This is a genomic window from Amycolatopsis sp. NPDC102389, assembly GCF_044765885.1.
Classification (GTDB): Bacteria; Actinomycetota; Actinomycetes; order Mycobacteriales; family Pseudonocardiaceae; genus Amycolatopsis.
Genome location: NZ_JBIWKX010000031.1, coordinates 27487 through 41007 on the forward strand (window position 1 = coordinate 27487; position 13521 = coordinate 41007).

The 13521-nt window shown below is 69.3% G+C and carries 16 protein-coding genes; 3 read left to right on the forward strand and 13 right to left on the reverse strand.

Annotated elements, in window-relative coordinates; all coding sequences use genetic code 11:
• Window positions 1-3: 3 nt before the first annotated feature.
• Window positions 4-1128, reverse strand: a complete 1125-nt coding sequence (locus ACIRGA_RS24500; RefSeq protein ID WP_400944812.1) for an alkaline phosphatase family protein — start codon at window positions 1126-1128, stop codon at window positions 4-6.
• A 50-nt stretch (window positions 1129-1178) separates the two neighbouring features.
• Here ACIRGA_RS24500 and ACIRGA_RS24505 point away from each other — a divergent pair, with 50 nt between their 5' ends.
• A complete protein-coding gene (locus ACIRGA_RS24505) occupies window positions 1179-1391 on the forward strand; it encodes an FmdB family zinc ribbon protein (protein WP_016336811.1) in 213 nt (70 codons plus the stop codon).
• Window positions 1392-1489: 98 nt separating this feature from the next.
• Window positions 1490-2422 carry a hypothetical protein gene (locus tag ACIRGA_RS24510; RefSeq protein WP_400944814.1) on the forward strand — a complete coding sequence of 311 codons (933 nt, stop codon included), beginning with the start codon at window positions 1490-1492 and terminating at the stop codon, window positions 2420-2422.
• A gap of 34 nt (window positions 2423-2456) precedes the next feature.
• On the opposite strand, the gene ACIRGA_RS24515 is transcribed toward ACIRGA_RS24510, so the two are convergent.
• Window positions 2457-2840 carry a DUF6401 family natural product biosynthesis protein gene (locus ACIRGA_RS24515; RefSeq protein ID WP_400944816.1) on the reverse strand — a complete coding sequence of 128 codons (384 nt, stop codon included), beginning with the start codon at window positions 2838-2840 and terminating at the stop codon, window positions 2457-2459.
• A gap of 60 nt (window positions 2841-2900) precedes the next feature.
• On the reverse strand, window positions 2901-4019 hold the full coding sequence (locus ACIRGA_RS24520) for a trans-sulfuration enzyme family protein (protein ID WP_400944818.1): 1119 nt from the start codon (window positions 4017-4019) through the stop codon (window positions 2901-2903).
• 59 nt (window positions 4020-4078) lie between these two features.
• On the opposite strand from ACIRGA_RS24520, the gene ACIRGA_RS24525 reads away from it, so the two are divergent.
• A complete protein-coding gene (locus ACIRGA_RS24525) occupies window positions 4079-4552 on the forward strand; it encodes an Lrp/AsnC family transcriptional regulator (RefSeq protein WP_400944820.1) in 474 nt (157 codons plus the stop codon).
• Here ACIRGA_RS24525 and ACIRGA_RS24530 read toward each other — a convergent pair.
• From ACIRGA_RS24530 to ACIRGA_RS24575, 10 genes are all read right to left on the reverse strand, one after another.
• The gene (locus ACIRGA_RS24530; RefSeq protein WP_400944822.1) at window positions 4549-5382 is read right to left on the reverse strand and encodes a hypothetical protein; all 834 of its coding nucleotides are present in this window, start codon (window positions 5380-5382) and stop codon (window positions 4549-4551) included. The two genes, ACIRGA_RS24525 and ACIRGA_RS24530, sit on opposite strands and share 4 nt — an antisense overlap.
• Before the next feature lie 10 nt (window positions 5383-5392).
• A complete protein-coding gene (locus tag ACIRGA_RS24535; RefSeq protein WP_400944824.1) occupies window positions 5393-5752 on the reverse strand; it encodes a hypothetical protein in 360 nt (119 codons plus the stop codon).
• A 10-nt stretch (window positions 5753-5762) separates the two neighbouring features.
• On the reverse strand, window positions 5763-7538 hold the full coding sequence (locus ACIRGA_RS24540; protein ID WP_400944826.1) for a 3-hydroxyacyl-CoA dehydrogenase family protein: 1776 nt from the start codon (window positions 7536-7538) through the stop codon (window positions 5763-5765).
• 217 nt (window positions 7539-7755) lie between these two features.
• Window positions 7756-8430 (reverse strand): dihydroxyacetone kinase phosphoryl donor subunit DhaM, encoded by a 675-nt coding sequence (gene dhaM, locus ACIRGA_RS24545; protein WP_400944828.1) that lies wholly within the window; start codon window positions 8428-8430, stop codon window positions 7756-7758.
• Window positions 8427-9050 carry a dihydroxyacetone kinase subunit DhaL gene (dhaL, locus tag ACIRGA_RS24550; protein ID WP_400944830.1) on the reverse strand — a complete coding sequence of 208 codons (624 nt, stop codon included), beginning with the start codon at window positions 9048-9050 and terminating at the stop codon, window positions 8427-8429. Before dhaL ends, dhaM begins: the two co-directional genes overlap by 4 nt.
• Complete coding sequence (gene dhaK, locus ACIRGA_RS24555; RefSeq protein ID WP_400944832.1) at window positions 9050-10051, reverse strand: dihydroxyacetone kinase subunit DhaK; 1002 nt, start codon at window positions 10049-10051, stop codon at window positions 9050-9052. Before dhaK ends, dhaL begins: the two co-directional genes overlap by 1 nt.
• A gap of 69 nt (window positions 10052-10120) precedes the next feature.
• A complete protein-coding gene (locus ACIRGA_RS24560; protein ID WP_400944834.1) occupies window positions 10121-11122 on the reverse strand; it encodes a DUF3558 domain-containing protein in 1002 nt (333 codons plus the stop codon).
• Window positions 11123-11169: 47 nt separating this feature from the next.
• Entirely contained in the window at window positions 11170-11433 is a 264-nt protein-coding gene (locus ACIRGA_RS24565; protein WP_400944836.1) for a hypothetical protein, read from the reverse strand.
• Window positions 11434-11443: 10 nt separating this feature from the next.
• A complete protein-coding gene (locus ACIRGA_RS24570; protein WP_400944934.1) occupies window positions 11444-13141 on the reverse strand; it encodes a sodium:solute symporter family protein in 1698 nt (565 codons plus the stop codon).
• A 164-nt stretch (window positions 13142-13305) separates the two neighbouring features.
• Window positions 13306-13506, reverse strand: coding sequence for a hypothetical protein (locus ACIRGA_RS24575; protein WP_400944838.1), 201 nt, complete (start codon window positions 13504-13506; stop codon window positions 13306-13308).
• Window positions 13507-13521 lie beyond the last annotated feature (15 nt).

Sequence of the window (13521 nt, forward strand, 5' to 3'; positions counted from 1 at the left end):
GGGCTAGCCGCGCGCGAGGACCAGCGGGACGAGTTGCTCGGCCGGAGTGAGCGAACCGTGCTGGCCGACCAAGGAGGACTCGACGGCCTCCGCCAGCTCCCGCACGAGCCCGAAACGTCCCTTCGCCGCCACGACCACGTCGCCGATGCGCGGGCGGACCCGATCGGAGACCGGCCCGAACCAGCCCGCCTCGACGGCTTCGTCGCGCGAGAGGATCCACGCCCGGTCGCCGATCACCGCGCGCCAGGCCGCCAGGACGTCGGCCTCCGCGCCCGGTTCGCTGTAGACGTGCCGTGCCCGCACCTCGCCCCCGATGGCCCGGACGCCACCGAGCAGCGCGGGTGTCTCGTCGATGTCGAGCGCGCCCTCGACGGTCACCATGCCGTGGTCGGCCACCACGGCGAGGAGCGCGCCGGGCGACAGGCCGTCCACAAGGGACTCGACCAACCTGTCGACGTGCCGCAGCTGCATCCGCCACGGCGCCGAACCGGGCCCGTAGATGTGGCCCAGCATGTCGAGTTCACTGTGATAGCCCCAGCAGAACGCGGGCCGCGCTTCGAGGCAATGTAGGACGCAGGCGGCCAGGTCGCCGAGCGCGTGGACACCCACGTAGCGCGCGCCGGACTGCGTCGCCCGGGTGAGCGCGGTGTCGGCGAACTTCGCCGAAGACACCACGCTCGTCGTGATCCCGGCGGCCGCCGCGCGTTCGAACGTCGTCGGCAGCGGCTGCACTTCGCGCGGCGGCAACGCCCCGCGGAGATCGCCGCCGTCCACATGGCTGCTCCAGCGCAACGCGTTCAGGACGCCGGTGCCCGGCACCTCGAAGCTGTACCCGACCAGGCCGTGTTCCCCCGACGCCAGGCCCGTGCCGATCGCGCCCAGACCGGCCGCCGTCGTCGCCGGGAAACCGACCCGCAACGGCGACTTCGCCAGCTGGGTGAGCACGGGCGCGTCGGCGGCGTGCTCGGCCAGCAGTTCCCAGCCGAGCCCGTCGATGAGCAGCACACAGGCGCTGGACGCCTCCGCCAGGCTCAGCGAATTGGCGAACCCGTCGGCGCCGAGGGCGGAAAGCACGGACGGGACGACTTGGCCGAGGTGCGGCACATGCGCCGCGACAGGCAGTTCCACCCGGCCAGCTTGCCATCCCGAAGGCGGGAAGGAGATGGGATAATGCCGGAATGCCGACTTACGCCTACCGCTGCCGCGAATGCGCCGGAACCTTCGAACTGCTGCGGCCGATGAGCGAGTCCGGTGCGCCCGCGCCGTGCCCGGAGGGCCACCAGGACACCGTCAAGCTCCTGACGACCGTCGCGCTGACCGGCTCGGCTTCCGGCCCGGCCCCCGTCCCCGCAGGTGGAGGCGGTTGCTGCGGAGGCGGCTGCTGCGGTTGACCCACCCGTTCGGGTGGCGCAACGTGTGATCGCCCGAATGGCGGGTACCCCCCTCCCACCAGTCTGGAAGCTCCAGTGGTGGGAAGGGAGAAAGTCCAGTGGCCACATCAGCACTGGCGGCCGTCGACTTCGGTCAGGGCGTGTCGAGCGCCTGGAGTTCGGTCGCCACCTTCGTCCCGAAACTGCTCGCGTTCCTGGTCATCCTGTTCATCGGCTGGCTGATCGCGAAGGCGCTCGCCAAGGCCGTGAGCATGGTGCTCGAGAAGGTCGGGTTCAACCGGCTCCTCGAACGCGGGGGCTTCAAACAGATGCTCGCCCGCAGCCAGTTCGACGCGTCGAACATCATCAGCAAGATCGTCTACTACGCGATCCTGCTGATCGCCCTGCAGTTCGCGTTCGGCGTGTTCGGCCCGAACCCGGTGAGCGCGCTGCTCAACGACATCGTCGCCTGGCTGCCGCGCGCCATCGTCGCGATCGTCATCGTGGTGATCGCCGGCGCGATCGCCAAGGCGGTCAAGGATCTGATCGGCAGGGCCCTCAGCGGTGTCTCCTACGGCAAGGTGCTCGCCACCATCGCCTCGGTGTTCATCTGGGGCCTCGGCGCGATCGCCGCGCTGAACCAGATCGGCGTGGCCACCGCGGTCACGCTGCCGGTGCTGATCACCGTGCTCGCCACGGTCGGCGGGATCGCCGTCGTCGGTGTCGGCGGTGGTCTCATCAAGCCGATGCAGCAGCGCTGGGAGACCTGGCTCGGCCGGGCCGAGGCGGAGATCCCCGCCGCGAAGGCACAGGCCGAGGCGTACCAGCGCGGACGTGAGGACGCCGGTCGCTCGGGTGACGTGCCGACCGAGCGCACGACGGTCAACCAGCCGGTGTCCGCCGGGCACCACGCGGCCGACCCGAATCGGATGGGTCAGCAGCCGACGCAGCACCAGCAGTTCCCGCCCAGCCAGGGTCAGGTGCCTCCGCGCCAAGATCCCGGCCAGCGGCCCCCCGGTGGAAACATGCCCCCTCCGCCGGAGTACCGCTGACCTTCCACGGGAGCGGGTGGGGCGTCCGGCCGCCCTACCCGTTCCCGGTCGGCTGGGTACGCCGGTCGTCCATTGTGGCGGCCAGCGAACACACGCCGACCAGCCGCGCGGTCAACCAGTCGCTGGTGGTCCACGCGGTCAGGTCGGCCGGAGCCCGGAACGTCCACCCCTTGGCCTTGGCCTCGTCGAGCAGCCCACGCGTGTAGCCGGCGAGGAGGACGACCCCGGCGACCGCGGCCGAGCCTTCGACCCCCACCGCGAGGATGTCCCGCACCGCGGCGGAGTGCTGATCGAAGACGGCCGACAGCCCGGGCACAGCCGCCGCCGCGGCGAGCCCGGCCACCCCGATCTGCTGTTGCAGCCGGGAAAGCGTGCTACGAGCCGAAGATTCCACCCAGGACGAGACCAGATCTTTCACCCGACCAGGTTAACCAGGCCGGACGATTTGTCGACATCCCGGTGATGACGATCGCAGAACTCAGCATGCTTTGAGTGCCTGATCCAGGTCGTGCCACAGGTCCTCGACGTCCTCCAGCCCCACCGACATGCGGATGAGCCGGTCGGTGACCCCCGCGCCGCGCCGGTCGTCCTCGGCGACGATCCGGTGACTGATCGAGGCGGGATGCTGGATGAGCGAGTCCACGCTGCCGAGACTGACGGCCGGGGTGATCAGCCGGACCGCGCCGATGAGCGCGTGCGGATCGCCCTCGACCTCGAACGCGATCAGCGGGCCACCGACGGCCGGGTAGTACACGGCGCTCACGTTCGCGTGGCCGCGAAGCCGCTCGACGAGCTCGGCGGCCGTCGCGGACGCGGCGTTGACGCGCAGCGGAAGGGTCGACAGGCCGCGAAGCAGCATGTAGCCGGCCAGTGGGTGAAGCACGCCTCCGGTGGCGAAGCGGATCTGCCGCAGCATCCCGGCGTCTTCTGCGCTGCACGCGACCACGCCGCCCATGACGTCGCCGTGGCCACCGAGGAACTTGGTCGCGCTGTGCAGGACGAACCGGGCGCCGTGCCGCCCCGGCCGCTGGAGCACGGGAGTCGCGAAGGTGTTGTCGACCAGCACCGGGACGTCGCCCGCGGCACGCACGATCTCGGCGATGTCGACCTCGCGCAGGGTCGGGTTCGCGGGCGTTTCGAGCAGCACGAGCCCGGTGTCGGGACGCAGCGCCGAGGCGACGTCCTCCGGATCGGCCCAGGTCACCTCGGTGCCGAGCAGACCGGACGTGAGCATGTGGTCGGTGCAGCCGTACACCGGCCGGACGGCGACCACGTGCCGCTTGCCCTGTGCGACGGCGGCGAGCAGCGAGGCCGACACCGCGGCCATGCCGGTGGCGAACGCGACGGCGTCGTCGAAGCCTTCGAGTTCGGCCAGCGCCTTCTCGAAGCGCTCGACGGTCGGGTTGCTCAGCCGCCCGTAGACCGGGAGCCCGGACAACGAGCCCGAGGCGGCGAATTCGTCGATGCGGCCCGCCTCCTCGACGCTGTCCCGCGACGGGTAGGTCGTGGACAGGTCGAGCGGAGCGGCGTGGACGCCGAGGTCCGTGAGATCGTCACGGCCGGCGTGGACGGCTCGGGTGCGCAGCGTTGCGGTCATACTCCAGATGGTGCGATTTTCTCCGGATCGAACGCAATATCCTCGGATATCATTCGCCGATGTCGGATTCCGTCGAACTGAGCACGGTTGATCTTCGAATTCTGCGGCTCTTGCAGAACGACGCCCGGATCTCGAACAAGGATCTGGCGGCCGAGGTCGGTGTCGCGCCCTCGACCTGTCTCGACCGCGTCAACCGGCTGCGCGAGCTCGGGGTGATCATCGGCCAGCGCGCCGAGGTGGACGCGGCCAAACTGGGCCGCCCGCTCGAAGCGCTCCTGTTCGTCCAGGTCCGCCCGCACCGGCGAGCGCTGGTCGATTCGTTCGTCGAGCATCTGCTGGCCCTGCCCGAGGTCCGCGCCGTCTACCACCTGACCGGCCCGGACGACTTCCTCGCGCATGTCGCCACCGCTTCGGCGACCGAGCTGCAGCGGCTGGTGCTCGACGAGCTGACCGCCCGCGACGAGGTCGCCCGGGTGCACACGAACCTGGTCTTCCAGCACTGGAGCGGGGGACCTTTGCTACCGCCCGCTTAGTCGATCCGAACCTTGAAGGGATGCGTGACGTCAGTGGGGCAGGTGAAGACGTTCAGCACCCCCTGGCGGCCGAACGCCCAACCCGCGGCCTCGCCCTCGGGGACCTCGCAGCCGCAGCCGACCTCGTGCTCCTCCGTGGCCAGCGCGATCGTCTGGCGCAGTTCGGCGCCGCACTCCCGGCAGCCCAGCTCGTACCGATCGGTGGCGTACCAAGCGGTCCAGCCGCCGATCTTCGAATAGTGATCCAGCTCGGGCCAGCCCTCCGGCTCGTCGCCCGCGCCCTCGGGGATGCCGAGCGCGGTGCGGGTCTCCGCCGGGAAGTCGCAGAGCCGGGGCAGCTCGTCGATCGAGCACGGTTCGAAAACGCAGGGTTCCGGCAGGTAGGCGGCTTCGGCGTCCTCGGGAGCGGGCGGCGGGTCCGCGATGTCCCCCACCTCGCCGGAATCGCGCCACACCAGCCGGACCGCGGGCCCCTGGTGATACGGGCTGTTGTGATCGAGCGGGCAGAACAGGATCTGCAGGACGTCGGTGCCCTCCGGGAAGGGCAGCTCCGGGAAGTCGTCGCGGAAGAACTGCGCCGCGCCGACCATCGCCGGGACCGGCTCGTCGAGCGGATGCCCGCCCTGCCACGCGTCGTCGGACGCGTCCGGGTCGGGCGGCCAGGTCACCGGGCATTCCGGCCACGGCTCGTCCGACGGCCAGAGCAGCGGGCCGCCGAAGTGGCTTTCGTCCGGACGGGGCACTCCGGGCGCGGGGTGCAGCCGGATGGCCGTCCGGACCAGGTCGTTCAGGCCGGGGATGGGCACCCCGTCGTAGGTGAGCTGACGCACTCACGCGAGCTTAGAGGTCCGGCAGCGGATCTTCAGGTTTTCCCCGCATGATCTCGGCGTCGGCGGCGTGGACGACCGCGATGTACTCGTCGTCGATCTCGTAGTCGACGCCGTTGAACTTGAACCACGGGACGGTCGAGGTGTCGACCGGCCCGATCCGATGGTTTCGCAGTGTCGTCGAGACGACGCGTTTCGGCGTCTTGCGGCTCAGGTATCCGGTGGTCAGGATCGTGATCGTCTTACGGGTCACCGCGAAGAAGACCCCGGGGTTGGTGCTGCCGAAGACGTCGGCTGGGAACACGTAGTGGATCTCGTCATCCGGATCGAGGAGTTCCTTGATCCGTTTCCTGACCCCTGAGGAAACCGGCATGCCACCCAAGTTACCGGGCCGAGTAGTCCTTGAACCCCTTTCCGGTCTTCCGGCCGAGCCGTCCGGCGGTCACGAGGTGCTCCAGCAGCGGCGCGGGCGCGAAGCCCTCTTCGCGGAACTCGTTGAACAGAGTCCGCTGGATCGCCAGCGAAACGTCCAGCCCGACGACGTCGAGCAGCTCGAACGGCCCCATCGGCAGCCCGCAGCCCACCTTCATCGCGGTGTCGATGTCGTCGGCCTCGGCGTAGTGCGCTTCGAGCATCTTCACCGCGTCGTTCAGGTACGGGAACAGCAGCGCGTTGACGATGAACCCGGCCCGGTCGCCACAGTGGACGGGGTGTTTGCCGACCGCCGCGCAGACGGCGTCGACCGTCGCGATCACGTCGGGCGCGGTGGCGATGGTCGAGACGACCTCGACCAGTTTCATCACCGGCGCCGGGTTGAAGAAGTGCACGCCGACCACGTCGGAGGGCCGCGAGGTGGCGGCCGCGCATTCGATGACCGGCAGCGAGGACGTGGTCGTCGCCAGGACCGCGCCGGGCTTCACGACGTCGTCGAGCGCGGCGAAGACGGCCTGCTTGACGGCCAGGTCTTCGGCCACCGCCTCGACGACGAGGTCTACGTCGGCCAGCTCCTCGAACTCCACCGCCGGCGAGATCCGGCCGAGCGCGGCGGCGGCGTCCTCCTCGGACAGCCTGCCCTTGACGACGGCCTTGTCCAGCGACTTCTTCACCCGCGCGACCGACGCCGCGGCCTTCTCCGCGCTCCGGGCCCGCAAGATGACCTCATAACCGCGTTTCGCGAACACTTCGACGATGCCCGTCGCCATGGTCCCTGTCCCCACGACGCCGACCTTGTGCACCTCGCGGGCCGTCGCGGTGTCCGATGTGGACACTGTGACCGCGTCGGTCACCGTCGGCGAATCGGGCTCGTCGTAGGTGTAGAAACCCTGGCCCGTCTTCCGGCCGAGCAGGCCGGCGGTGATCATCTGCTTCAGCAGCGGCGCCGGCGCGTGCAGCCGGTTGCGCGACTGGTGGTACATCGTGTCGAGGATCTCGTACGCGGTGTCCAGCCCGATGAGGTCGAGCAAAGCCAAGGGCCCCATGGGATATCCGCAGCCGAACCGCATCGCGGCGTCGAGGTCCTCGCGGGTGGCGTAGCGCTGCTCGTACATCCGCACGGCGTGGTTGAGGTACCCGAAGAGCAGGGCGTTGGCGATGAAGCCGGCGCGGTCGCCGATCACCACCGGGGTCTTGCCGAGCCGTTCGGCGAACGCGACGACGTCGGTGACCACGTCGGGTTCGGTGACGACGGTGCGGACGATCTCGACCAGCTTGAGGATCGGCGCGGGATTGAAGAAGTGCATCCCGACGACCTTGCCCGGCCGCGCGGTGTGCACGCCGATCTCGGTGATCGACAGCGAAGAGGTGTTCGAGACGAAGATCGTGTCCGGGCCGGTGATCTTGTCCAGCTGCGCGAACACGTCGGATTTCGCTTCGAGGTTCTCCGGGATCGCCTCGATCACCAGGTCCACATCGGACAGTTCGGTCAGCGACGTGGTGTACCGGATCCGGTCGAGGAGCGCGCTCCTGCCGTCGGCGTCGAGCTTGCCGCCGGACACCGCCCGTTCGGACGAATGCTCCAGATGACCCCGGCCGCGCTGGACGCCGTCGTCGTCGATCTCCACCGCGACCACGGACACGCCGCTCCGCGCGAGCACCTCGGCGATCCCGGCACCCATGGTGCCGAGACCGATGACTCCCACACTCGAGATTTCCCGCGCCACAACCGGCCTCCGGAGGTTACTCGCTGGTAGTTTCTCCGATCGTGCCATGCCGGGGCGCGGAAAGCAGCGGCTGTCACCCTCCGAATCGAGTAAGTGTCACTCGCGTAAGAGGACCGAAGGGGAACTTTCCCTGCATACGGCGGGGCCACATGCCGTGAAGGCCTCCTTCCCTACCCTCAAGGTAGGCAAGGAGGCCTTCACGGCATGAGACTTCAGCTCACTCCCCGAAGTTCTGGTCGACGAGGTCCTTGACCTTGGTGAGCGCTTCGTCGGCCTGCGCGCCCTTCGCGCGGACCTCGATCCGGTCGCCCTGGCGGGCGCCGAGCGCCATCAGCGCGAGCACGCTGTTGGCGTCCGCGGTTTCGTCGCCGAGCCGCACGGTGACCTGCGCGTCCAGCCCCGCGATGCTGCGGACCAGTACCGCGGCCGGCCGTGCGTGCAGCCCGACGTCGTTCCGCAGCGTGAGTTCGACACTGCTCTCGCCGTCGTGCGCGCCTTCGTCGAGCGTGAGGTCCGGCGGTGCTCCCGCCGAGGCGGCCGCTTCGGCGACGGCCTGGCGGTCCGCCCCGCCCTGCGCCGCGACAGCGGCGGCGATCGCGCCTTCGACCAGCGGCGCGTCCACGACGACCGCGGCCGACGGATCGGCGAGCGATTCGACCGCCAGTTCCGCGGTCATCTGCGCGCTGCCCAGGTCGTACAGCAGGACGACGCCCGATCCAGCATCGGCGCTCTGTGTCGCGGCGACGACCTCGTCGTAATCCGTGCCGATCCCACCGTCGGCCAGGCCGCCCGCCGCCGCGATGGTGACGTCCGGCGCCATCTGCGCGGCGAGTTCCGCGAGCCCTTCGGCGAGTTTGGCGCTGTGGGAGACGAGCACGATTCCGACGCTCACTTGGCGGCCTCCGCGAAGGCACGCAGCAGCAACGCCGTCGAACGGGCACCGGGATCCATATGTCCCTTGGCCCGCTCGCCGAGGTACGACGCCCGGCCCTTGCGCGGCACGAGGTCCACAGTGGACTCGGCGCCTTTGTCCGCGGCGTCGGCGGCCGCGGCCAGGATCGCCGCGACGCCGTCGCCGGAGGCCTCCTCGGCGGCGGAAACAGCGGGGATCAGGGCGTCGACCATGGTCGCGTCTCCCCCGACGGCCTTGCCCCGCGCCTGCACTCCTTCGAGCGCCGCGCGCAAGGCCTCGACGAGCAGCGGACCGTCCACTTCGGCCGCGTCGCCCAGTTTGACCGACGCGCGCAGGAAAGCCGTGCCGTACAACGGCCCGGCCGCGCCGCCGACCTTCGAGATCAGGGTCGTGGCGGCGAGCTTCGCCACCGCGGCGGGGGTTTCGGGCGTGGCGGAGTCCAAAGCGGACACGATGGCGGTGAACCCCCGGTCCATGTTCTCGCCGTGGTCGGCGTCGCCGATCGCGCGGTCGAGGTCGACCAGCTCGGCTCGATGCTCGGCGATCACCGCGGCCGCCGCCCGCAAGGCGGCGGCGAGCGTCTCGGCGGTGCAGGCCATCAGACTCCCCACCTCAGGGCCGGGGTGTTCACCGGCGCGTCCCACAACTCGGTCAGCTCGTCGTCCAGTTTCAGCAACGTCAGGCTCATCCCCTGCATCTCGAGGCTGGTGATGTACGGCCCCACCAGCCGCCGTTCGACCACGATGCCACGCTCGGCCAGCAGCCGCTCGGCGATCCCGTGTGCCAGGTACAGCTCGACCAGCGGGGTCCCGCCCATCGAGTTCGTGAACAACAGGACCTTGTCACCCTCGGCGAAGGGCAGGTCCGTGACCACCGCTTCGACCATGCGCGCGACGAGCTCGTCGGCGGTCACCACGGCGGTCCGCTCGATACCCGGTTCGCCGTGGATGCCGATGCCGAACTCGATCTCGTCGTCGGCGAGGTCGAAACTCGGCTCGCCCGCGTGCGGCACGGTCGGCGCGGTGAGCGCGACCCCGATCGACCGGACCTGGCCGATCACCTTGCGGGCCAACGCCTCCACCGCGTCGAGCGCGTCGCCGCGTTCGGCGGCGGCACCGGTGATCTTCTCCAGCAGCACCGTGCCGCCGACACCGCGACGGCCGGCGGTGTACGTGGAGTCCTTGACCGCGACGTCGTCGTCGATGACCACGCTGCGCACGTCCAGCCCTTCGGCGGCGGCGAGTTCCGCGGCGGTCTCGAAGTTGAGCACGTCCCCGGTGTAGTTCTTCACGATCAGCAACGCGCCCGCGTCGCCGGTGGTGGCCTTCACCGCGGCTTCCACGGCGTCCGGCGTCGGCGAGGTGAACACCGCGCCCGGGACTGCGGCGGCGAGCATGCCCTGCCCGACGAAGCCGCCGTGCAGCGGTTCGTGCCCCGAGCCGCCGCCGGAGATCACCGCGACCTTGCCCGCCAGTGGCGCGTCCACGCGCACCACGATCGCCGGGTCGTCCTCCACGCGCAGGACGTCCGCGTGCGCCGCGGCGAGTCCGCGCAAGGATTCCGCGACCACCGTCTTCGGGTCGTTGATGATCTTCTTCAAGGGTGGCCTCCGGCACGTCGGCGGGTGGGGTGTCCCCTTCCTACCTCTCCCGGCCGGATGCCGCCAGCGTCAGGGCTTCGGCAGCTTGGAGATCACCGATTTGGCGATCTTCGCGGCCTTCCCGCACGACGCCGCTTCGTCGGACTTCTCGTCGTAGTTCTTGTAGATCACGCTGGCGATCTCGACCTCATCGTCGATCCACGGCTTGTGCTGCCATTCGATCTTGCACTCGGCGTCGCTGCCGCTGCCGACCTTCTGGTACACGGAGACGCCGTCGATGTCGACCTTCTTGTTCCCGTCGCGTTCCCCCGGCGGGAGGCCGCGGCGGAAGCCGATCGAGATCCGCGGGTTGGAGCCCGGTGTCCAGTCGCAGGAGTGGAAGCTGGTCAGCGTGGTCGCGCCGTGCGGCACCACCTCGTTGAGGACGGCCGTGTCGGCGGCGGTGCAAGGATCGACAGCGGTGAGCGTGCCCGCGGCGGCCGGGTACTTCGCCGGTGACGCGTGCAGGCTCTTCGCGGCCTTCGCGGCCACCGCACGGCCTGTCGCGCACGAGTCGCCACCGTCGTAGGTGACCGAGAAGCTGATCCCGCGCTCGGGCTTGCGCAGGGTCATGATGCTGACGTCGCAGCTCTTCCCGTCCTTGTCCTTGCGCTCGATCTGCGGAAGCCCCTCGACCGCCGAAACGGTGATGCCGTTGCTCGAGAGGTAGGTCGACGCGCCGATCTCGACCCTGACCGTGAGCTCCTTGCCCCCGGCGTCGACGGCCTTCGCCCGGCAGGTGCCGAACGAGCTGAGGTTCGCCGTCGGCTCCTCCGGCGTGCCGAGGCCGCCCATCACTTCCTTGCTCACCAGCCCGCACGGGTCGATCGTGCGCATCACCGCGGGGGTGACCGCCGGATCGTTGATGTCCCCGTCGGGCACCCCGCCGGCACCGGAGCCGGGTTCGGCGGCGACGGTGGTGCGGGCGAAGTTGGACTTGCCGAGGTTCTGACCGCAGGCCGAGAGCACGCCCAGCGCGGCGACCAGGGCCAGCACGGACGCGATCCGACGACGTCGAGCATTGAGCAGCACGAGATGCACGGTAGCCGGAGCCCTTCGCCGCTGTCCGGACAACCCGGCTATTCGCCGCCCTCGCCCTCGGTGCTCGCCGGCACCACGATGGGCCGCAGCTTCGCCCACAGCATGAACAACGCCGCGAACACCAGCATGCCGATGCCCGCCCACAGGTTGATGTTGACGTCGGCGGCCTTCTTCAGCTCTTCCTCGGTGGTGAAGCCGATGCCCATGATCGTGAGCACCAGCCCGTAACCGCCGATGAGCAGGGCGATGACCAGCCGGATGTCGAAGACGCCGGCCTTCTTGGGAGCTTGCGAAGCAGCCATCTCCGGCCTCCTAGAAGATGATGTTGAGCGCGATGGTCAGGATCAGCACGATGCCCGCGAGCAGGCCCGGCTTGCGGTACCAGCCCGCGTCGTCGCCGGTCTCGTCGTGCTTCAGCGACTCCTTCGGGGTGAGGGAGTAGACGAGACCGACCAGCTGGGCCTCCGGCTTCGGCGCGGTGGCGAGCGAAACCCCGACGCTGACCACGATGTCGACGACGAACGCCGTACCGGCGGCCACGAAGCTGATGCCCTGCCCGGTGAGCCCGAGGACCCCTGCCTGCGACAGCAGCCACACGGTGATCGCCGAGGCCGTACCGGACACCAGGCCGACCCAGCCCGCCGTCGGCGTCATCCGCTTCCAGAACATGCCGAGGATGAAGGTGGCGAACAGCGGCGCGTTGAAGAAGGAGAACAGGTCCTGCAGGTAGGTCAGGATGTTCCCGGAGTTCGACGCGATGAACGCGGTGCCGATCGCGAGCACGGTGCCGATCGCGGTGACCAGGCGGCCGAGGCGGAGGTAGTAGCCGTCCGACTCGTTCTTCTTCACGTACGACTGCCAGATGTCGTAGGTGAACACGGTGTTGAACGAGCTCAGGTTCGCGGCCATCCCGGCCATGAACGAGGCGAGCAGACCGGCGAGCGCGACGCCGAGCATGCCGTTCGGCAGCAGGTCGCGCATCAGCAGCAGGATGGCGTTGTTCGCGGTCACGCCGCTCGGCGCGTCGCCGCCGTCGAGCAGGACCTGCTTGTCCTGGACGTACTCGGAAACGGTGACCGCGGCGATCATGCCGGGGATGATCACGATGAACGGGACCAGCATCTTCGGGAAGGCGCCGATGATCGGCGTCCGCCGCGCGGCCGACATGCTCTTCGACGCCATCGCGCGCTGGACCTCGACGAAGTTCGTCGTCCAGTAACCGAAGGACAGCACGAAACCGAGGCCGAAGACGAGACCGAGGATCGACAGGAAGCTGTTGCCGAAGCCGGTGAGGTTGTCACCCGGCCACGAGTGCAGCTGCGCGTCGCCGCCGGGGCTCGCGGTGACCTTGTCGACCAGGCCCTGCCAGCCGCCGACCTTCACCAGGCCGACGATGGTCAGCGGCAGCAGCGCCGCGACGATCACGAAGAACTGCAGCACCTCGTTGTAGATCGCGGCGGAGAGGCCGCCGAGCGCGGTGTAGGAGAGCACGACCGCGGCCGCGACGATGATCGACACCCACAACGGCCAGCCGAGTAGGAGGTTCACCACGCTGGCGAGCAGGAACAGGTTCGCGCCGGCGATGAGGATCTGCGCGCTCGCGAAGCTGATGCCGTTGACCAGGTGGGCGGGTTTGCCGAACCGGCGGAGCATGAACTCCGGGACGCTGCGGACCTTCGAGCCGTAGTAGAACGGCATCATCACGATGCCGAGGAACAGCATCGCCGGGATCGCGCCGATCCAGAAGTAGTGCACCGTCGGAAGGCCGTAGAGCACGCCGTTGGCCGACATGCCCATGATCTCGACAGCGCCGAGGTTCGCCGAGATGAAGGCCAGACCGGTGACCCAGGCGGGCAGCGATCGGCCCGAGAGGAAGAAGTCGAGGCTGCTCGAGACCGACCTTCGCGCCATGTAACCGATGCCGAGCACCAGCGCGAAATAGAAGGCGAGCAGGACGTAGTCGATCGGACTTGCGTCGAGCCGCAGGTTCGCATCGGCCAGCACGTGCAACCGACTCACCTCCATAGTGAAAATGTCCACGAGAAACGCCGGTATCGCGTCAATCGCGGACCATACTGCATGGATTCAGCAACGGCAGTGCGGGTGGGCGACGACTGACCTGAAGTGTCTGTTTCGGGGCGGTTCTTGACAATTCCTGTCCGGTCACCCGGCCGTCAAGACGGGGTGTCCGGGCCGACCGGACCGAATTCGGCGAGCACGCCGATCAGCCGCGTCCAGGTCTCGCGGTCCAGGCCTCCGACGAAATGCGGCCCGACGCTCCCCTCGGCCACTTGAGCCTGGCGATGCTCGTGATACGACGTGCTGGACGGCCCCTGCTCGTGCATCGCGTTGAGCACCCAGACGGCGTCCGGCATGATCCCGGAAAAGGG